The sequence below is a fragment of the Streptomyces zhihengii genome (assembly GCF_016919245.1).
Taxonomy (GTDB): Bacteria; Actinomycetota; Actinomycetes; order Streptomycetales; family Streptomycetaceae; genus Streptomyces; species Streptomyces zhihengii.
The window spans coordinates 6,445,283-6,464,523 of record NZ_JAFEJA010000001.1; the positions used below are offsets into that span (position 1 = coordinate 6,445,283).

Annotated in this window: 19 protein-coding genes; 13 read left to right on the plus strand and 6 right to left on the minus strand. The window is 76.0% G+C overall.

Translation table 11 applies throughout. The features are described 5' to 3' along the window. Positions 1-265 precede the first annotated feature (265 nt). The 7 genes from JE024_RS27455 (at position 266) to JE024_RS27485 (ending at position 6,939) form a co-directional block, all read left to right on the plus strand. Entirely contained in the window at positions 266-1,447 is a 1,182-nt protein-coding gene (locus JE024_RS27455; RefSeq protein ID WP_372449847.1) for a segregation and condensation protein A, read from the plus strand. Further along, on the plus strand, positions 1,444-2,058 hold the full coding sequence (gene scpB, locus JE024_RS27460; RefSeq protein ID WP_205376145.1) for an SMC-Scp complex subunit ScpB: 615 nt from the start codon (positions 1,444-1,446) through the stop codon (positions 2,056-2,058). The genes JE024_RS27455 and scpB overlap by 4 nt, the downstream gene beginning before the upstream one ends. Continuing rightward, positions 2,058-3,245, plus strand: a complete 1,188-nt coding sequence (locus JE024_RS27465; protein ID WP_205376146.1) for a pseudouridine synthase — start codon at positions 2,058-2,060, stop codon at positions 3,243-3,245. The genes scpB and JE024_RS27465 overlap by 1 nt, the downstream gene beginning before the upstream one ends. Before the next feature lie 184 nt (positions 3,246-3,429). Continuing rightward, entirely contained in the window at positions 3,430-4,086 is a 657-nt protein-coding gene (gene pnuC, locus JE024_RS27470) for a nicotinamide riboside transporter PnuC (RefSeq protein ID WP_205376147.1), read from the plus strand. Further along, on the plus strand, positions 4,083-5,153 hold the full coding sequence (locus JE024_RS27475) for an AAA family ATPase (RefSeq protein ID WP_205376148.1): 1,071 nt from the start codon (positions 4,083-4,085) through the stop codon (positions 5,151-5,153). The genes pnuC and JE024_RS27475 overlap by 4 nt, the downstream gene beginning before the upstream one ends. After that, positions 5,153-5,872, plus strand: coding sequence for an NUDIX hydrolase (locus tag JE024_RS27480; protein WP_205376149.1), 720 nt, complete (start codon positions 5,153-5,155; stop codon positions 5,870-5,872). Before JE024_RS27475 ends, JE024_RS27480 begins: the two co-directional genes overlap by 1 nt. After that, complete coding sequence (locus JE024_RS27485; protein ID WP_205376150.1) at positions 5,869-6,939, plus strand: ADP-ribosylglycohydrolase family protein; 1,071 nt, start codon at positions 5,869-5,871, stop codon at positions 6,937-6,939. The genes JE024_RS27480 and JE024_RS27485 overlap by 4 nt, the downstream gene beginning before the upstream one ends. A 48-nt stretch (positions 6,940-6,987) precedes the next feature. On the opposite strand, the gene JE024_RS27490 is transcribed toward JE024_RS27485, so the two are convergent. Together JE024_RS27490 and JE024_RS27495 are read right to left on the minus strand one after the other, a co-directional pair. Then, on the minus strand, positions 6,988-7,440 hold the full coding sequence (locus JE024_RS27490; RefSeq protein WP_205376151.1) for a Rieske (2Fe-2S) protein: 453 nt from the start codon (positions 7,438-7,440) through the stop codon (positions 6,988-6,990). A gap of 140 nt (positions 7,441-7,580) precedes the next feature. Next, positions 7,581-7,916 carry a DUF952 domain-containing protein gene (locus tag JE024_RS27495; protein ID WP_205376152.1) on the minus strand — a complete coding sequence of 112 codons (336 nt, stop codon included), beginning with the start codon at positions 7,914-7,916 and terminating at the stop codon, positions 7,581-7,583. 92 nt (positions 7,917-8,008) lie between these two features. Here JE024_RS27495 and JE024_RS27500 point away from each other — a divergent pair, with 92 nt between their 5' ends. The 6 genes from JE024_RS27500 (at position 8,009) to der (ending at position 14,222) form a co-directional block, all read left to right on the plus strand. After that, positions 8,009-8,584: a TetR/AcrR family transcriptional regulator gene (locus JE024_RS27500; protein WP_205376153.1), complete on the plus strand. Its 576-nt coding sequence runs from the start codon at positions 8,009-8,011 to the stop codon at positions 8,582-8,584. Positions 8,585-8,683: 99 nt separating this feature from the next. Next, positions 8,684-9,898, plus strand: coding sequence for an SGNH/GDSL hydrolase family protein (locus JE024_RS27505; protein WP_205376154.1), 1,215 nt, complete (start codon positions 8,684-8,686; stop codon positions 9,896-9,898). Between the two features lie 252 nt (positions 9,899-10,150). Beyond that, positions 10,151-11,236 (plus strand): prephenate dehydrogenase, encoded by a 1,086-nt coding sequence (locus tag JE024_RS27510; RefSeq protein ID WP_205376155.1) that lies wholly within the window; start codon positions 10,151-10,153, stop codon positions 11,234-11,236. A 138-nt stretch (positions 11,237-11,374) separates the two neighbouring features. After that, positions 11,375-12,073, plus strand: a complete 699-nt coding sequence (gene cmk / locus JE024_RS27515; protein ID WP_205376156.1) for a (d)CMP kinase — start codon at positions 11,375-11,377, stop codon at positions 12,071-12,073. Positions 12,074-12,126: 53 nt separating this feature from the next. Further along, positions 12,127-12,714 carry a lysophospholipid acyltransferase family protein gene (locus tag JE024_RS27520; RefSeq protein WP_244883238.1) on the plus strand — a complete coding sequence of 196 codons (588 nt, stop codon included), beginning with the start codon at positions 12,127-12,129 and terminating at the stop codon, positions 12,712-12,714. 59 nt (positions 12,715-12,773) lie between these two features. Beyond that, positions 12,774-14,222 (plus strand): ribosome biogenesis GTPase Der, encoded by a 1,449-nt coding sequence (gene der / locus JE024_RS27525; RefSeq protein ID WP_205376158.1) that lies wholly within the window; start codon positions 12,774-12,776, stop codon positions 14,220-14,222. 101 nt (positions 14,223-14,323) lie between these two features. On the opposite strand, the gene JE024_RS27530 is transcribed toward der, so the two are convergent. From JE024_RS27530 to JE024_RS27545, 4 genes are all read right to left on the minus strand, one after another. Beyond that, the gene (locus tag JE024_RS27530) at positions 14,324-14,680 is read right to left on the minus strand and encodes a hypothetical protein (protein WP_205376159.1); all 357 of its coding nucleotides are present in this window, start codon (positions 14,678-14,680) and stop codon (positions 14,324-14,326) included. Positions 14,681-14,917: 237 nt separating this feature from the next. Next, positions 14,918-15,697 carry a DUF8842 C-terminal domain-containing protein gene (locus JE024_RS27535; protein ID WP_205376160.1) on the minus strand — a complete coding sequence of 260 codons (780 nt, stop codon included), beginning with the start codon at positions 15,695-15,697 and terminating at the stop codon, positions 14,918-14,920. Between the two features lie 116 nt (positions 15,698-15,813). Beyond that, positions 15,814-16,503 carry an ATP-binding cassette domain-containing protein gene (locus JE024_RS27540; protein WP_205376161.1) on the minus strand — a complete coding sequence of 230 codons (690 nt, stop codon included), beginning with the start codon at positions 16,501-16,503 and terminating at the stop codon, positions 15,814-15,816. Then, a complete protein-coding gene (locus tag JE024_RS27545; RefSeq protein WP_205376162.1) occupies positions 16,500-19,199 on the minus strand; it encodes an ABC transporter permease subunit in 2,700 nt (899 codons plus the stop codon). Before JE024_RS27545 ends, JE024_RS27540 begins: the two co-directional genes overlap by 4 nt. Positions 19,200-19,241: the final 42 nt, after the last annotated feature.

Below are 19,241 nucleotides of genomic sequence, written 5' to 3' on the forward strand. Positions count from 1 at the left end.
CGTTCCCCGCCCCTGGACCACGATGCCCCCGACCGACGAAACGTCCCGCCCGGCCCGCCGCCGCGCACTGGGCCGGGGCCCGGGGGTCCCGGCCGCGCCGGGACCGGAGGGGCATGGCGCCGCGGCGGCGCCCGCCCCGGAGGCCGAGGCGGCCCCCGTGCCCGAAGCCGTCGCCACGCCCGCCACGTCCGCACCGGAGGCGCCGCCCGCGTCTGTGGGCGTGGGCGTGCCGGAAGCGGCTCCTGAGCCCGGCGTCCACGGTTCCGTGACCACGCCCGCGCCGGAGGCGGCCCCCGCCCCGGAGGCGTCCACCCCCGTGCCCGCGGCCCGGGAAGCGCCTGCCCCGGAGACGGAGGCGGGCCCGGTGCCGGAGGCCGAGGCGCCTCCCCTGCCCGAAGCCGTCGCCACGCCCGCGCCGCCCGCGTCTGTGGGCGTCGGCGTGCCGGAAGCAGCTCCTGAGCCCGGCGTCCACGATTCCGTGACCACGCCCGCGCCGGAGGCGGCCCCCGCCCCGGAGGCGACCACCCCCGTGCCCGCGGCCCGGGAAGCGCCTGCCCCGGAGACGGAGGCGGGCCTAGTGTCGGAGGCCGAGGCGCCTCCCGTGCCCGAAGCCGTCGCCACGCCCGTGCCGGAGGCGGCCCCCGCGCCCGGGGAGGGGCGGTTCACGGTGCGGTTGGCGAACTTCGAGGGGCCGTTCGATCTGCTGCTGCAGCTCATCGCCAAGCACAAGATGGACGTCACCGAGGTCGCCCTCTCCAAGGTCACCGACGAGTTCATGGCGCACATCCGGTCCATGGGCGCCGACTGGGACCTCGACCAGACGACCGAGTTCCTCGTCGTCGCCGCCACGCTGCTCGATCTCAAGGCCGCGCGGCTGCTCCCGGCCGCCGAGGTGGAGGACGAGGCCGACCTCGCGCTGCTCGAGGCGCGGGACCTGCTGTTCGCCCGGCTGCTCCAGTACCGCGCCTACAAGCGGATCGCGGAGATCTTCGAGGGGCGGCTCGACGACGAGGCGCGGCGCTTCCCGCGGACCGTCGGGCTCGAACCGCACCACGCGGACCTGCTCCCCGACGTCGTGATCAGCATCGGCGCGGAGGGCTTCGCCCGGCTCGCGGTGAAGGCGATGCAGCCGAAGCCCCGGCCCCAGGTGTACGTCGACCACATCCACGCCCCGCTGGTCAGTGTCCGGGAGCAGGCCGAGGTGGTCGTCGCGCTGCTCAGGGAGCGCGGCACCGCCAGCTTCCGGGAGCTGACCGAGGGCGTGGACGACACCCTGACCGTCGTCGCGCGCTTCCTGGCCCTGCTGGAGCTGTACCGGGAGAAGGTCCTCGTGCTGGAGCAGCCCGAGGCGCTCGGGGAGCTCACCGTCACCTGGGCCGCCGGGGACGGGGCCGCCGGCGTGACGGTCACCGACGAGTTCGACCAGGTCGTGGAGGAGAAGGAGTGAGCGAGCTCAAGCCCGCCCTGGAGGCGGTCCTCATGGTCGTCGACGAGCCCGCCACCGAGGAGCACCTCGCCAAGGTGCTGGAGGTCCCGCGCCGGGCGGTCGCCGACGCGCTGCGGGAGCTCGCGGACGAGTACACCGTCCAGGGCCGCGGATTCGAGCTGCGGCTCGTCGCGGGCGGCTGGCGGTTCTACAGCCGTCCCGCGCACGCCGCGGCCGTGGAGCGCTTCGTCCTCGACGGGCAGCACGCCCGGCTCACGCAGGCCGCCCTGGAGACCCTCGCGGTCGTCGCGTACCGCCAGCCCGTCAGCCGGTCGAGGGTGTCGGCGGTGCGCGGAGTGAACTGCGACGGGGTCATGCGCACCCTGCTCCAGAGGGGTCTGGTCGGGGAGGCGGGCACGGAACCCGAAACAGGTGCGATCCTGTACAGGACGACGAACTACTTCCTGGAGCGGATGGGCCTGCGCGGCCTGGACGAACTCCCGGAGCTCGCGCCCTTCCTCCCCGAGGCGGACGCGATCGAGGCGGAGACGCAGGAAGGGCTCCCGTCGTTCGACCCGGACGCACCGGAGGCGCCGGGCCGTGAGGACGCAGACGACAAGACGGACATTTGATGCGAAGCAGCAGCGGCAGGAACAGCAGCGGAAACAACGGCGGGAGCCGTGGTGGCAACAGCGGCGGCCGCGGCAGCAGCGGTGGCGGCCAGCGCGGCGGCCAGGGTGGCGGTGGCGGCGGCCAGCGCGGCGGCAGCGGCGGCGGGCGCGGCAACTACCGGGGCGCGGGCAACGGCCGCGACGACCGGCAGGGCCAGGGCCAGGGCGGCCGGCCCCGCAACCCCCGCCCCGAGGAGCGCCGCTACGACGTCGGGATGCCCTCCGACGGCCCCGACGGCCCCAGGAAGGGCCGCGGCGGCGCGGCCCGCGGCGGCGCCAAGGGCGGCCCCCGCCAGTCGCCGCAGCGCGGCGGCGGACGCACCGCGCCCGCCCGCTCGCGCGAGTACGACGCCCGCGCCGAGCAGCGCAACCGGGAGCGGTACGAGAACAGACCGGAGATCAAGACCCCCAAGACGTTCGGCGAGGAGGAGGGCGAGCGGCTGCAGAAGGTGCTGGCCCGGGCCGGCATGGGCTCGCGCCGCGCGTGCGAGGAGCTGATCGAGGCGGGCCGCGTCGAGGTCAACGGTTCGATCGTGATCGAGCAGGGTGTCCGGGTGGACCCGGAGAAGGACGAGATCAAGGTCGACGGGCTGACCGTCGCGACCCAGTCCTACCTGTTCTTCGCGCTGAACAAGCCCGCCGGTGTCGTCTCCACCATGGAGGACCCGGACGGGCGCCAGTGCCTCGGCGACTACGTCACCAACCGCGAGACCCGGCTCTTCCACGTCGGGCGGCTGGACACCGAGACCGAGGGCATCATCCTGCTCACCAACCACGGTGAACTGGCCCACCGCCTCACCCACCCCAAGTACGGCGTGAAGAAGACGTACCTGGCCGCCATCCAGGGCCCCCTGCCGCGCGAGGTGGGCAAGCGCCTCAAGGACGGCATCCAGCTGGAGGACGGCTACGCGCGCGCCGACCACTTCCGGGTCGTCGAGCAGACCGGCAAGAACTACCTGGTCGAGGTGGTCCTCCACGAGGGCCGCAAGCACATCGTGCGCCGGATGCTCGCCGAGGCGGGCTTCCCCGTCGACAAGCTGGTGCGCACCGCGTTCGGCCCGATCTCGCTCGGGGACCAGAAGTCCGGCTGGCTGCGCCGGCTGACCAACACCGAGGTCGGCATGCTGATGAAGGAGGTCGGTCTCTAGGACCGGCCCCGCCCCGCCGCACACGAGGAGCCCGCGACCGCCAGGTCGCGGGCTCCTCCGCGTGCGGCCCCTGCCCGGGTCCGGGCCCCCGCCTCCGCACGCGCCGCCGGTTCCCGGTCCGGAAAACCCTTGTGGCGGAGCGCCGGAAGCATTTATGGTCACTATGACCATTAAGGAGGTCGGTGTGAGCCTCGCAGACATGCTCCAGCCCTTGCAGCAACCGCTGTTCACCCTGCTCGACACGCCCGTGAGCTGGGTCGAGGTCCTCGGCTTCGGCAGCGGCGCGCTCTGCGTCTGGCTCGTCGCCCGCCAGCACATCGCCAACTGGCCGATCGGCATCGCCAACAACCTCTTCTTCATCCTGCTGTTCACCCAGGCCGGGCTCTACGCCGACGCCGGCCTCCAGATCGTCTTCATCGCCCTCGCCGCGTACGGCTGGTGGACCTGGACCCACGGGGGTGGACCAGGCGCCGGCACGCTGCCCGTGCGCCGCACCACGCGCACCGAGTGGCTGTGGCTGCTCGCGGCGGGGGCGGTGGGGACCGCCGGCCTCACCCTCCTGCTGGACCGGGCCACCGACTCCACGGTCCCCTTCTGGGACGCCCTGACCACCGCGCTCTCCCTGATGGCGACGTACGGCCAGTGCCGCAAGCGCCTGGAGTCCTGGTGGCTGTGGATCGCCGCCGACGTGGTCTACATCCCGCTCTACGCCCACAAGGACCTGTACCTGACCTCGCTGCTCTACGTCGGCTTCCTGACGCTCTGCCTCGTCGGGCTGCGCAACTGGCACCGCGACCTCGCCGCGGGCAGGCCGGCGGCCCCGGTGGAGGCGGTCGCGTGAGCCGCCACGGACACGGCCTGGTGCTGGGCAAGTTCTATCCGCCGCACGCCGGCCACCACCACCTCGTCCGCACCGCCGCCGAGCGCTGCGAGCGGCTCACCGTGCTGGTGTGCGCCTCCTCCGTGGAGAGCGTCCCCCTGGCGGACCGGGTGGCCTGGATGCGCGAGGTCCACCCCGGGGTGCGGGTGGTCGGCGCCGTCGACGACACCCCCGTCGACCTCCACGACCCCGCCGTGTGGGACGCCCACATGGCCGTCTTCACCACCGCCGTCCCCGAACCGGTGGACGCCGTCTACACCTCCGAGGGCTACGGCGACGAACTCGCCCGCCGCTTCGGGGCCGTGCACGTGTCCGTCGACCCGGGCCGCACGGCGTTCCCCGTCTCCGGCACCGCCGTGCGCGGGGACCTCGCCGGCCGCTGGGACCACCTCGCCGCCCCCGTGCGGGCCGCGCTCACCCGGCGGGTCGTCGTCCTCGGCGCCGAGTCCACCGGCACCACGACCCTCGCCCTGGCCCTCGCGGAGCACTACCGCGGGCGCGGCGGCGTCTGGGCGCGCACCCGGTACGTCGCCGAGTACGGCAGGGAGTTCAGCGAGGACAAGCTGGCGGCCCTGCGGGCCCGGCGCCCGGGGGCCGACTGGGCCGACGTGTCCTTCGCCTCCGAGGAGTTCCCCGTCATCGCCCGGGAGCAGGCCGCCCGCGAGGAGGCCGCCGCCCGGGACGGGTCGCCGCTCCTCGTCTGCGACACCGACGCCTTCGCGACCACGGTCTGGCACGAGCGCTACCTGGCGGGCCCCTACCCCGCGGCGCCCGAACCGCGGCGCCAGCACCTGTGGATCCTGACCGACCACCACGGGGTCGCCTTCGAGGACGACGGGCTGCGCGACGGCGAGCATCTGCGGCCCTGGATGACCGGCCGCTTCCGCGAGGAGCTGGCCCGCACCGGCCGTCCGGCCGTCGAGGTGACCGGACCGCACGAGCGGCGGCTCGCCGCCGCGGTCGAGGCGGTCGACGCCCTGCTGGCCGACGGCCTCCGGTTCGCCGACCCGCTCCCGGAGCGCCGCTGATGACCGCGTACGACCCCGGCGCGTTCCCGCCGTTCGCCGTCACCGTCGACCTGGCGGTCCTCACCGTGCGCGGCGACACCCTCCAGGTGCTGCTCGTCGAACGGGGACAGGAGCCCTACCGCGGCGACTGGGCGCTGCCCGGCGGCTTCCTGCTGCCCGACGAGTCGGCCGAGACGGCGGCCCGCCGCGAACTGGCCGAGGAGACCGGGCTGTCGCCGTCGACCGCGGCCGGACTCCACCTGGAACAGCTCCGCACCTACAGCGACCCGGGGCGCGACCCGAGGATGCGGGTGGTGTCCGTGGCGTTCACCGCGCTCGTGCCGGACCCGCCGGAGCCCCGCGGCGGCGGCGACGCGGCCCGCGCCCGCTGGACGCCCGCCGCCACCGCCGGACCGCTCGCCTTCGACCACGACCGGATCCTGGCCGACGCCCAGGAACGCGTCGCCGCCAAGTTCGAGTACACCTGCGTGGCCACCGCCTTCTGCCCGCCCGAGTTCACCCTCGGCGAGCTCCAGCGGGTCTACGAGACCGTCTGGGGCGTCGCGCTGGACCGGCCCAACTTCCGCCGCAAGGTCCTCGCCACCCCCGGTTTCGTCGAGGCCGTCCCGGGCGGACCGCGCCGCACCGGCGGCCGGGGGAAACCGGCCGCGCTCCACCGGGCGGGCCCCGCCCGCTTCCTGCACCCGCCCCTGCTGCGACCGGAAGGACGTCACCCATGACCTCGGCCACCCCGCACCCGACCCCGGCCACTCCCACCGCCGCCGCCGCGAAGCGGGCGGCGACCGGCTCCCTGATCGGCCTGGCGCTCGGGGACGCGCTCGGTTTCCCGACCGAGTTCAACGACGTGCCGTCGATCCTCGCGAAGTGCGGCCCCTGGCGGTCGATGGAGCTGCCCGAGCCCGCGATCGTCACCGACGACACCCAGATGACCCTCGCCCTCGGCCGGGGCCTGCGCACCGCGCTGTCCGGCGGCACCCTCGCGCCGCTGCGGATGGTCCGCCCCGTCCGCGAGGAGTTCACCGACTGGTACCACTCCCCGGACAACAACCGGGCGCCCGGCCGCACCTGTCTGGTGGCCTGCCGGAAGCTCGACGACCCGGACCTGCCCTGGCAGGAGGCGAGCCAGATCGGCTCCAAGGGCTGCGGCGCCAACATGCGCGTCGCGCCCGTCGGGCTCGTCCCCGGGCTGAGCGTGCGCCACCGTGCCGGGGCCGCCCAGCTGCAGTCCGCGCTCACCCACGGCCACCCCACCGCGCTCGCCGCGAGCGACCTCACGGCACACGCGGTGCGCCTGCTCGCCGACGGCGCGGAGCCCACCGGGCTGGTCGGCCGGCTGCGCTCGTACGCGCTGGACATGCGCCGCACGTACCACGAGGAGTGGCTGGGGGACCTCTGGCGGCACTCGACCGCCGACGCGAGCCCCGAGGCGTTCATCGCCCGCGGCTGGGACGAGTGCCTCGACGTGCTGGAGCGCCTCGCCGCGGCCGTGCGCTCGCCCGAGCCGGAGATCGACCCGTGCCTGGTCACCGGGGACGGCTGGATCGCCGAGGAGGCCCTGGCGACGGGCCTGCTGTGCTTCCTGATGTTCCCCGGCGAGCCCCTGACGGCGCTGCGCCGGGCGGCCTGCACCCGGGGCGACTCCGACTCGATCGCCTGCCTCGCCGGCGCCTTCGCGGGCGCCCACCTCGGGGCGGACGCCTGGCCCGCGGAGTGGGCCGGCCGGATCGAGTACCGGGAGGAGCTGCTGGCCCTGGGGGCCGCCTGGGACGTCCGAGCCGGAGCTTGAGCCCGGGGCCTGAGTCCGGCCCCCGTCCGGGGTCGCGCCGGGCCCGGGTCAGGTCAGCAGGACGGCGCCCCCGGACACGGTGATCCGCTCCGGCGGCAGCGGCTTCGTCGCCGGGCCGCGCTCGACCGAGCCGTCGGCGACGCGGAACCTGCTGCCGTGGCAGGGGCAGACGATCAGCCCGTCGGTGACCGACCCGACCAGGCAGTGCTGATGGGTGCAGATCGCCGAGAACGCCTTGAACTGCCCGGCCTCCGGCTGGGTCACCACGACCTTCGGCCCCTTGAGGATCGTGCCGCCGCCCACCGGGACGTCCGCCGTCCTCGCCAGCTCCTCGCCGCCGGGGGCGGAGGTCCCGCGGGAGGCGGAGGCGCTGTCGGACGCCTCCGGGGTCCCGCCCGTCTCCGGGGCGGACGGGCCGCCGCCGTCGCCGCCGCACCCCGTCGCCAGGGTGACCGCCCCCGCTGCGCCCGCCGCCAGGACCGACCGTCGGCACGTGTTCATCACACTCTCCCTCGTACGGTGACGTCGCGGCCCGGCGTCGCCGGTGCCACGGGCATCGTCACCGCCCGTGCGGCCCGTGCGACGCAACCGGGCCCCCGTTGTCCGTCCGCCGGCCCAGCGCGGCGGCCCGCACGGGCGCGTCAGGGCCCCGGCGCGAGGCCCGTGGCCCGGCCGCTCCCGTCGCGCACCACGGTGGACACCGCCACCACGGCCTCGCGCTCGACGGCGCCGTGGACGTGCGGATACGAGGTGCCGCCGGCGTCCTCCCAGCGGACCTCGGCCGACAGCCGGGACGGGTCGACCGTCAGCACCAGCAGCCGCCCCGGCACCTCGCGGTAGCGGGCGTCCGCGACGGCGAGCGCGGCCGGCTCGTCGGCCGAGCAGTGGACGAAGCCCTCCTCGGCGAGGGACGCGGGGGCGTAGGGGGCGGGGGCGCCGGCGGCCCACCGGTCCTCGGGCACGACATGGAAGATCATGCACCCGTTGTAGCAGCCTGCTTGTCCTCGTTGTTTGCCTATGGGGTGTAGGAAAATGCATACTGGCCGAAGGAAGAGGAGAGGAGGGCGTCATGGCACGCGCCGGGCTGACACCCGACCGGCTCGCCCGAGCCGGAGCCGAGCTCGCCGACGAGGCGGGCCTCGACGCGGTGACCGTCTCCGCGCTCGCCCGCCGGTTCGGCGTCCGGGCCGCCAGCCTCTACGCCCATGTGCGCGGCACCGACGACCTGATGACCCGGATCGCCCTGCTCGCCCTGGAGGAACTGGCCGACCGGGCCGCCGACGCGGTGGCCGGCAGATCCGGCAAGGACGCGCTGGCCGCCTTCGCGGACGCCTACCGCGACTACGCCCGCGAGCACCCCGGCCGCTGGGCCGCGACCCGCTTCCCGCTCGACCCGGAGACGGCCGCCGCGAGCGCGGGCCCGCGCCACGCCCGGATGACGCGGGCGATCCTGCGCGGCTACGACGTGCCGGAGGAGGAGAGCGTGCACGCCGTCCGGCTGCTCGGCAGCGTCTTCAACGGCTGGGCCGGCCTGGAGAACGCCGGCGCCTTCGACCACAGCGAGCCCGGTCCGCAGGCGAGCTGGGAGCGGGCCGTCGACGCCTTGGACGTCCTCCTGCGGCACTGGCCGGCCCCCGGCCGCTGAGCCGGGGCCTGTCCGGCCCGGCGCCGGGAGCCCCGCACCCCGCCCGGCCCCACCCACCACCACGGCGGCGTCCCCGCGCCGCCGGGAACGGCGACCGACATGGACACCACCACCGCACCCGACCGCGACGACTGGATCACCACCCCCCTCACCGCCGCCCTGCTGCGCGGCGCGCTCGAACTGGAGCGCACCGGGCACGGCCTGCTGCCCCACCGGCTGCCCGCGCGCGCCCGCGCCCAGTGCACCGACCCGCAGCTCGCCATGGTCGAGTCGCAGCCCTCCGGCGTCCGCCTGGTCTTCCGCACCCGCGCCACGGCCGTCGAGCTGGACACGCTGCCCACCAAGCGGAACTACACCGGCGCCCCGCCGAGGCCCGACGGGGTCTACGAACTCCTCGTCGACGGCCGTCCCGCCGGGCGGGGCAGCGTGACGGGCGGCAACACGCTCACCATCGACATGGAGACCTGGGCGAGCGACTACCGCCCCGGCGAGCCCGGGACGGTCCGCTTCGACGGTCTGCCGGGCCGTGCGAAGACCGTGGAGATCTGGCTGCCGCACAACGAGACCACCGAGCTCGTCGCCCTGCGCACCGACGCGCCCGTGGAGGCCGTGGCCGAGCGGGGGCGGGTGTGGCTCCACCACGGCAGCTCCATCAGCCACGGCTCCGAGGCGGCCGGACCGACCTCCATCTGGCCGGCGCTCGCGGCCTCGCTCGGCGGCGTCGGGCTGGTCAACCTGGGCCTCGGCGGCAGCGCCCTGCTGGACCCGTTCACCGCGCGCGCCATGCGGGACACCCCGGCGGACCTGATCAGCGTCAAGATCGGGATCAACCTGGTGAACCTCGACCTCATGCGGCTGCGGGCCTTCGGGCCGGCCGTGCACGGCTTCCTCGACACCATCCGCGACGGGCACCCGGCCACCCCGCTGCTCGTCGTCTCGCCGATCCTCTGCCCCATCCACGAGGACACCCCCGGTCCCGGCGCCCCCGACCTGGAGGCCCTGTCCACCGGCCGGGTCCGCTTCGTCGCCACGGGGGACCCCGCCGAGCGGGCGGCGGGCAAGCTGACCCTCGGCGTGATCCGCGAGGAACTGGCCCGCATCGTCCGGGAGCGGGCCGCCGACGACCCGCATCTGCACCACCTCGACGGGCGCGAGCTGTACGGGCCGGCCGACCACGAGAGGCTGCCGCTGCCCGACAACCTCCATCCCGACGCGGCCACCCACCGCCTGATCGGCGAACGCTTCGCGACGGCGGTGTTCGGGGAGGGGGGCGCGTTCGCCGAAGGGGGGACGTCCAGCCCGTCCGCCGACTGAGGACACGGCGGCGGCCGTGCCGCGGCGGCCGGCCCGCGCACGGCCGGCGCCCCGCCCCCGAGCGCACCGATCCCGCCGGCCGTCCCCGCGGGCCTGCCCTCGCCGCACCCCCCCGCCGCGCGCGGGTGCCCCCGATCGCCGGACGGGCTGGTTGCCCGGTGCCGCCGCCCCGCTGGCTACGCTGGGCGGACAGCACACCCCCGCGCCGGCCGCCGCCCCGCGGCACGGCCCCCGTCGCTAGGACACCGCCCCGTGAGAACCGCGCTCGTCATCGGAACCGGACTGATCGGCACCTCCGCCGCGCTCGCCCTCGCGGGCCGCGGGGTCACCGTGCATCTCGTCGACCACGACGCGGCCCAGGCGCGTACCGCGGCGGCGCTCGGCGCGGGCACCGACGCGCCGCCCGAGGGCCGGGTGGACCTCGCCGTGGTCGCCGTGCCGCCCGCCCATGTCGCCGCCACCCTCGCCGAGGTGATCAAGGCGGACGCCGCGCGCGGCTACCTGGACGTCGCCAGCGTCAAGGGCGGACCGCGCCGCGAGCTGGAGGCGACGGGCACCGACCTGTCCGCCTACATCGGCAGCCACCCCATGTCGGGCAAGGAGCGCTCCGGGCCGCTCGCCGCCAGCGCCGACCTCTTCGAGGGCCGCCCCTGGGTGCTCACCCCCACCCGGGACACCGACACGGAGGTGCTGAACCTCGCCCTGGAACTGGTCGCGCTGTGCCGGGCCGTCCCCGTGGTGATGGACGCGGACGCCCACGACCGGGCCGTCGCCCTCGTCTCGCACACCCCGCAGCTCGTCTCCTCGATGGTCGCCGCCCGGCTGCGGGAGGCCGACGAGACCGCCGTCCGGCTCTGCGGCCAGGGCATCCGCGACGTCACCCGGATCGCCGCCTCCGACCCCCGGATGTGGGTGGACATCCTGTCCGCCAACCCCGGCCCGGTCGCCGACGTGCTGGCGGGCGTCGCGTCCGACCTGGAGGAGACCGTCCGCTCCCTGCGCTCCCTCCAGGCCGACGACGCCGCCGAGCGCTCGGCGGGCGCCGCCGGCATCGAGGACGTGCTGCGCCGCGGCAACGCCGGCCGGGCCCGGGTCCCCGGCAAGCACGGCGCGGCCCCCGCCTCCTACGAGACCGTCGCCGTGCTCATCAGCGACCAGCCGGGCGAGCTCGCCCGGATCTTCGCGGACGCGGGCCGGGTCGGCGTGAACATCGAGGACGTGCGCATCGAGCACGCGACGGGACAGCAGGCCGGCGTGGTGCAGCTCATGGTCGAGCCGTCCGCCGCCCCCGTCCTGAGCGCCTCGCTGCGGGAGCGGGGCTGGGCGCTGCGGCAGTAGCCCGCGCCCCCGGCCGGCCGGGGCCGGGCCCGCCCGCGGGCGGGCCGGACGCCGCGTGCAAGAGGGGTGCCCGGCACTCGGTAACCTTGTGCCGGGCACATCGGCAGTCCCGCCGGCCCGCCACCCCAGATCTGAAAGGTGTCCGACACCGTGGAATCCGTGATCGTCGCCATCGACGGCCCCTCCGGCACGGGCAAGTCGAGCACCTCCAAGGCCGTCGCCTCCGCGCTGGGACTGAGCTACCTCGACACCGGCGCCCAGTACCGCGCGATCACCTGGTGGATGATCAGCAACGGCATCGACGTCTCCGACGCCGCCGCCGTCGCCGCCGTCGCGGGCAAGCCGGTCATCGAGTCCGGCACCGACCCGGCCGCCCCGGCGATCACCGTGGACGGGCTGGACGCCTCCGGCCCGATCCGCACCCAGGAGGTCACCTCCAAGGTCAGCGCCGTCAGCGCCGTGCCCGAGGTGCGCACCGTGATCACCGACCTCCAGCGGTCCATCGCCTCGGCCGCCGGGAAGGGCATCGTCGTCGAGGGCCGTGACATCGGCACCACCGTGCTCCCCGACGCCGACCTGAAGATCTTCCTGACGGCGTCGCCCGAGGCGCGCGCCGCGCGCCGCAGCGGCGAGATCAAGGGCTCCGACGTCGCCGCCACCCGCGAGGCGCTGATCCGCCGGGACACCGCCGACTCCAGCCGCAAGACCTCCCCGCTCGCCAAGGCGGACGACGCCGTCGAGGTCGACACCACCGAGCTCACCCTCCAGCAGGTCATCGAGTGCGTCGTGACCCTGGTCGAGGAGCGCCGGAGCGCACCGAAGCAGGTCGCCAGGTGACCGTTCCCTCGCTGAAGGGCGCGGCCGTCGGCCGGGGCATCGGCATCGGCCTCATGTACGGGCTCTGGAGACCCCGGGTGCTCGGTGCCTGGCACGTGCCCGCGTCCGGGCCCGTCATCATGGCCGTGAACCACTCGCACAACATCGACGGCCCGATGCTGATGGGAACCGCGCCCCGGCCGGTGCACTTCCTGATCAAGAAGGAGGCGTTCGTCGGCCCGCTCGGCGCCTTCCTGACCGGCATCGGCCAGGTCCAGGTGGACCGGACGACCGCCGACCGCACCGCGATCGGCAACGCGCTCGGCGTGCTGGAGAACGGCGGCGTCCTCGGGATCTTCCCCGAGGGCACCCGGGGCGAGGGCGACTTCGCCTCGCTGCGGGCCGGCCTCGCGTACTTCGCCGTGCGCAGCGGCGCGCCGATCGTCCCGGTCGCCGTGCTGGGAAGCACGGAGCGCCGCGGACGGTTGATAAAGCAGCTCCCCCCGCTGCGCAGCCGGGTCGACCTCGTCTTCGGCGAGGCGTTCCAGGCCGGCGACGGGAGCGGCCGGCGGACACGCAAGGCGCTCGACGAGGCGACCGTACGCGTCCAGGAGAGGCTGACCGCCCACCTGAAGGACGCGAAGCGCCTCACCGGGCGCTGAGACAGACTTGAGTAATGGGCCGCCGGACGCGGCCCAGTGACGAACGAGGAACGGACTTCATGAACGACCAGCACGACCACGGAGCGCTCGGTGACACCGAGTACGCGGAGTTCATGGAGCTCGCCGCGGAAGAGGGCTTCGACGTCGAGGACGTCGAGGGCGCGATCGAGGAGGCCGGGCACGGCCCGCTTCCCGTCCTCGCCGTCGTCGGCCGCCCGAACGTCGGCAAGTCGACCCTGGTGAACCGGATCATCGGCCGCCGCGAGGCGGTCGTCGAGGACAAGCCCGGTGTCACCCGCGACCGCGTGACCTACGAGGCCGAGTGGGCGGGCCGCCGCTTCAAGGTCGTCGACACCGGCGGCTGGGAGCAGGACGTCCTCGGCATCGACGCCTCCGTCGCCGCCCAGGCCGAGTACGCCATCGAGGCGGCCGACGCGGTCGTCTTCGTGGTGGACTCGACCGTCGGCGCCACCGACACCGACGAGGCCGTCGTCAAGCTGCTGCGCCGCGCCGGCAAGCCCGTCGTCCTGTGCGCCAACAAGGTCGACGGCCAGAGCGGCGAGGCGGACGCCACCGCCCTGTGGTCCCTCGGACTCGGCGAGCCGCACCCCGTCTCCTCGCTCCACGGCCGCGGCACCGGCGACATGCTCGACGCCGTGCTGGAGGTGCTGCCGGACGCCCCGGCCCAGACCTTCGGCGCCGCCGTCGGCGGGCCGCGCCGCATCGCCCTGATCGGCCGTCCCAACGTCGGCAAGTCCTCGCTGCTGAACAAGGTCGCCCGCGAGGAGCGCGTCGTCGTCAACGAGCTGGCCGGCACCACCCGCGACCCGGTCGACGAGCTGATCGAACTCGGCGGCGTGACCTGGAAGTTCGTCGACACCGCCGGTATCCGCAAGCGGGTCCACCTCCAGCAGGGCGCCGACTACTACGCCTCGCTGCGCACGGCCGCCGCCGTGGAGAAGGCCGAGGTCGCCGTCATCCTGATCGACGCGACCGACACCATCAGCGTCCAGGACCAGCGCATCATCACGATGGCCGTCGAGGCGGGCCGCGCGATCGTCGTCGCCTACAACAAGTGGGACGACCTCGACGAGGAGCGCCGCTACTACCTCGAGCGCGAGATCGAGACCGAGATGCAGCAGGTCGCCTGGGCGCCCCGGGTGAACGTCTCCGCGCTCACCGGCCGCCACATGGAGAAGCTGGTCCCGGCGATCGAGTCGGCGCTGGCGGGCTGGGAGACCCGGGTCCCCACCGGCCGTCTGAACGCCTTCCTCGGCGAGATCGTCGCCGCGCACCCGCACCCGATCCGCGGCGGCAAGCAGCCCCGCATCCTCTTCGGCACGCAGGCCGGCACCAAGCCGCCCCGCTTCGTCCTCTTCGCCTCCGGCTTCCTGGAGCACGGCTACCGCCGCTTCGTGGAGCGCAGGCTGCGCGAGGAGTTCGGCTTCGAGGGGACGCCGATCCACATCTCGGTGCGGGTGCGGGAGAAGCGCGGCCGCAAGAAGTGATCCCCGGCCGCCCGCGGGAGTGCCCGTGGCGCGGACACGGCGATGCCCCGGACCGCAGGCGAAGAGCCGCGGTCCGGGGCATCGCCGTGTCCGGCGGAGCCTCAGGCGCCCCGGCGCGGCCCCGGCGGCAGCGCCGCCGGCTCGTGCCCGCCCGGCGGCCGCACCACCTGGTGGTAGGGCTGCCAGTTGTTGCCCGGGTGGACGACGGGGCTGAAGTGCCCGGCGTACGAGCCGAATCCGCCGCGGCTGCTGTGCAGCCCGGTCGACCCGAACGCCCGGAAGCCGAGATCCTCCTCGCCGCTCCGGTCGCCCGGGAGCGTCCGGAACGCCCGGCGGAACTCGGAGTACAGCGCGTCGTAGATCGGCGTGGGCGATTCGCCCGACGAACCGTCACGCGCTGCGCGCGCCGAGGGGATCTGGCTCTGGTACGGCTGGCGGGATGGGTCGTATGTGTGCACGTACCTGCAACGACCCGGCCGTCCTCGCGGATGCGGTCTGCGCTGCCGTGCATTCTTCCGGGGGAGGCGCGGCACGCGCGGTCGATGCGCCGCCGGGGCGCCGGGGCCGCTCGCCGGGCGGGGCCTTCCGCGCAGCAGCGGGCGCCGGCCCGCGTGCCGCGGGCCGGCGCCGTGCGTGTCCTCGTGCGGCCGGCGGCACGGCGCGGGCCGCCGCCCGCGCCGGAGGGCCGGCGGGGATCAGGTGCCGGCGAGGGGCATCGCGGCGGCCACCAGGCGGCCGTTGGCGGCGGCCTTCTCCAGGGCGTCGCGCAGCAGGTCCTCACGCGGCTGCTGGCCGATGGAGCCCACCGGCGCGGCGAACACGAGCACCGTGTGCGACCGGTTGGCCGCCGTGCGCCAGCCGTCCGTGACCTGGAGCGGCTGGTGCGCCTGCCACCAGGCGACCGGGCTGCCGCCGTGGGTGGCGGGCTGGAGCACGGCGTGGAGCTGGCCCATCGCGACCAGGACGGACCAGCCGGGGAGCTGGCGGGGCACCTGGTTGACGTCGTTCACCGGCTGGAAGCCCTGCTCGATCAGCAGCGGCAGGAAGTCGTCGCCGCCGTTGCCCGTGGTGCCGGGGCGGGCGATGGGCGCGGTGGGCTCGACGACCAGCGCCGGGTGCAGCTCGCCGTTGATCAGGATGAGACCGCTCGTCACCCCGAGCACGGCCTGCTGCGGCGCGCCCCCGCCGGCCGGGGACTCCTCGCCGGTGATGGACCGGACGGCGCCCTGCAACTGGTCCTCGGCGACCTGGACGACCTGCGAGGGGATGCAGGTCGCGTGGGCGAACGCGAGGACCGCGGTCTCCTCGCCGACGAAGAGCACCGTGCTGGTGCGCTCCTGCTCGGAGTCGCCCGGGGTGCGGCAGGAGGTGCAGTCGTAGCTGCCCGGTGCGTTGTGGCCGGCGAGCAGCCGGTCGGCTTCTTCGTCGCCGATCTCGGCGCGTACGTCCTCGCTGACGTCGAGCATGCGCGGCACGGGTGGCTCCTCGGACTTGATCTTGTGCGCCGGGCCGGTCCCGGGCTCATGAAGGGTCAACGGGTGATGTGCGGCCGGAGTCACGCGCGGCGCGCCACCCGTTACGAGGCGCCTGGTCACGGGGGTGGCGCCGGCGGGGGACCGGCGCGGCGCGCGCACTCCGCCGCCTCGCCGCGGAACACGACCGCCCCCCGGCGCAGCCCGTGCACCACGACCGGGACTCGCACGGGTCCCCGCAGCGCGTCCGGGAGCCGCTGCTCGGCGAGGACGACGGCGGCGCCGCTCGCGCACAGCAGCGCGTAGGTGCGGGCCGCCGCCGCCGGGGCCATGCCGCGGGCGGGTTCGTCGAGGAGCAGCACCTCCGCGCCCGTGACCAGAGCGCGGGCCACCGCGAGCATGCGCTGCTCGCCGCCGGAGAGCGTGGCGGCCGGGCGGTCCAGCAGCGGCCCGAGCTCCGGGTAGGCCGCCAGGGCCGCGTCCGCGGGGCCGCCCCGCGCGGCCGCTTCGAGGTTGTCGGCGACGGTGAGCGTCTCGTGCACCGCGCGTTCCCCGGGCACCAGGCACAGCCCGAGACGGGCCCGCCGGTGCGGGGGCAGGGCGCCCACGTCCCGGCCGTGCCAGAGCACGGCTCCGGCGGCCGGGGCGACGGTCCCGGCGAGGACGCGGAGCACGGTCGTACGGCCGGACCCGTTGCGCCCGGTCAGCACGGTGACGGCGCCGGCGGGCACGGGCAGGTCCACACCGTGCAGGGCCTCCAGGGGCCCGTACCGGACGCGTACGCCGCGGAGCTCCATCACGGGGGTCATCGCCCGATCCGGCCTCCCTCCAGGACGAGGACGCCGTCCGCGACCCTGGCGACCAGCTCCGGGTCGTGCTCGACGACGAGGACCGCCGTGCCGTCGGCGGCGAGCGCCCGCAGCACGCGGGCGAGGGCCTCCGTCTCCGCCGTGTCCAGCCCGGCGGCCGGTTCGTCGAGCAGCAGGGTGTGCGGCCGCCCCGCCAGCGCCCGCCCCAGCTCCACGCGCCGGAGCACCCCCGTGGACAGCCCGGCCGCCCGCCGCCGGCGCACGGGCCCGTCCAGCCCGAGCAGCCGCAGCACGGGCTCGACGGCGGGCGCCGCCGGCCGGTGCCCGGCCTGCTCGGCGCCGACCAGGACGTTCTCCTCGACGGTCAGCGAGGGGAAGACGGCGAGTTCCTGGAACGTCCGCGCCACACCGAGCCGGGTCCGCGCGTGGGCGGACCGGCGGGTGATGTCGGTCCCGTCGAGGCGGATGCGCCCGGCGTCGGGCCGCAGGGTCCCGCAGAGGCAGTGGAACAGGGTGGACTTGCCGGCCCCGTTGTCCCCGACGAGGGCGGTGACCCGGCCCGGGGGCACGGCGATGTCGACCCCGTCGAGCACCACGAACCCCTGGTACCCGACCCGCACCCCCCTGGCGACCAGGCCCCGCTCGTCCGCGCCTTTGGCGAAGCGCTCGGGCCGGGCGTGGGCGGGGCCGGCGGTCCGCCCGGCGGGCCCGGGCGGGACGGCCTTGCCGCCGGCCGACGCGGCCCGGGGGGTGGGTGGTGCGTCGCGCGGGGGCGGGGGCCCTGGCGGAGCCGGGCCCCGGCCGGGAGCGGCGGGGGCCGCCGGGTCGGCGCCGCCCTCCGGAGCCCGGAGCGCCTCGGTCCGGTCGTCCCCGGCGGCCGGGGGCTCGGGGGCGGGGAGCCACGGTGGGGCCGTGCCGGCGGCGTCGGGTGCGCAGGCGGTGCGGCGGCGGAGGCCGGACAGGGCCGCGAGGAGGCCGACCACGACCGCCGCCACCCCCGGCTCCGTGCCCGCGTCCAGCCCGACCAGCAGGGCCGCCGCGAGCAGCGGGGCCATCAGGTTGTCCGCGCCGAGGACGAACACCGCCGCGAACCAGAGCAGCCCCCGCACCGGGTCGAACGCCGCCGGGTCGAAGGCCCGCACCCCCAGCACGAGCAGACCTCCGCCCAGCGCGGCGAGCGCCGCCCCCGCGGCGAACGCCAGCAGCTTCAGCGCGGGCACCGCGACCCCCGCCGCCTGCGCGCCCGCCTCGTGGTCGCGCATCGCGGCCAGCGCCCTGCCCGTACGGCCCCGGCGCAGCGCCGCCACCGCCGCCAGCGCACCGGCCAGGACGGCCAGTTCGACCGCGTAGTACGCCCGGTCGCCGTCGAGGCCCGGGGGACGGGCCACCACCGGCAGCCCCGCCGTCGCGTACGGCTGCTCGAACACGAAGCGGCTGACCGCGACCCCCACCGCCAGCGTCGCCAGCGCCAGGGCCAGCCCGTGGCGCCGGATCGCGGGCCACCCGGTCAGCAGCCCGAGGGGCGTCACGCACAGCACCGCCACCGCGAGGGCGGCCGGCACCGGCAGCGCGGGCAGCCCCGGGAAGCGTCCGGCCGCCAGCAGCGCGGTGAACAGGCCCCCGAGGCCGGCGAACGCGGCCTGCCCCAGCGAGATCTGGCCGCCGCGCCCGGTGACGACGACCAGCGACAGCAGCACGACCGCGAGCGCGGGCACCTGCACCGCCGTCCCCGGATCGGAGCCCGCGAACCCGAGCGGCAGCAGGAACAGCACCGCGGCGACCGGCCAGGCGGGCCAGGGGATCCGCACCGGCGGCGCCGCGGCCCGCGCCACCGAACCGCCCTCACCCCCCACCCCCGGCAGCACCAGCGCGGCGACCAGCAGCGCCACCACGAAGAGGTTCGCGCCGAGCGACTGGACCACCGACTCGGCGTCGCCCCCCGGGTGCAGACGCGCCATCTGCGCCTGGGCGACCCCGATCGCGAGGGCCGCGCCCGCCGCCACCGGCAGGCTGCGCATCCGGGCGATCACCGCGACCGCGATCACCTCCAGGACCAGCAGCGGCAGTCCGTAGGGGTCCAGGCGCACCAGGGGCGCGAGGAGCACACCCGTCAGACCGGCCGTGAACGCGCCGAACGCCCACCCCGCCGCCGCCGTCCGGTCCGCGTCGACACCGCCCAGCGCGGCGAGTTCCCGGTTGTCGACGACGGCCCGCAGACCCCGCCCGAACCGGGTCCACCGGGTGACCGCGCCCACGGCGCAGCCGAGCAGCAGCACGGCGGCGAGCTGGATCCAGGGGTCGTCGGGGAGCAGCACCGGGGCGTCCGACCTGGCGCCGGTGCCCCAGAGCAGGGCCGCCGCGCCGACCAGCAGCACGAAGACGCCGATGGAGGCGACCAGGGTGCGCGCCGGGTCGGGCGCGGGCGTCGACAGCGGTCGGAAGACGGCCCGGTCGAGCAGCAGCCCCATGCCCGGCGCGACGACCAGCAGGGTCACGGCCGCCGCCGCGGGCACCGGCCAGCCCCAGGCGACGACGAACTGGCGCAGCACGTAGGCGCAGATCATCGCCACCGCCCCGTGCGCGAGGTTCAGCACACCCGTCGCCCGGTGGGTGACGACCAGCCCGATCCCGGTGAGCGCGGCCGCGCTGCCGACGGCCAGCCCGGCGAGGGTGAGGTCGTACGTCAGCGACCCCACGGCCGCTCCCGCCCCTCGCCCGCCCCGTGACCGCCCGCGCCG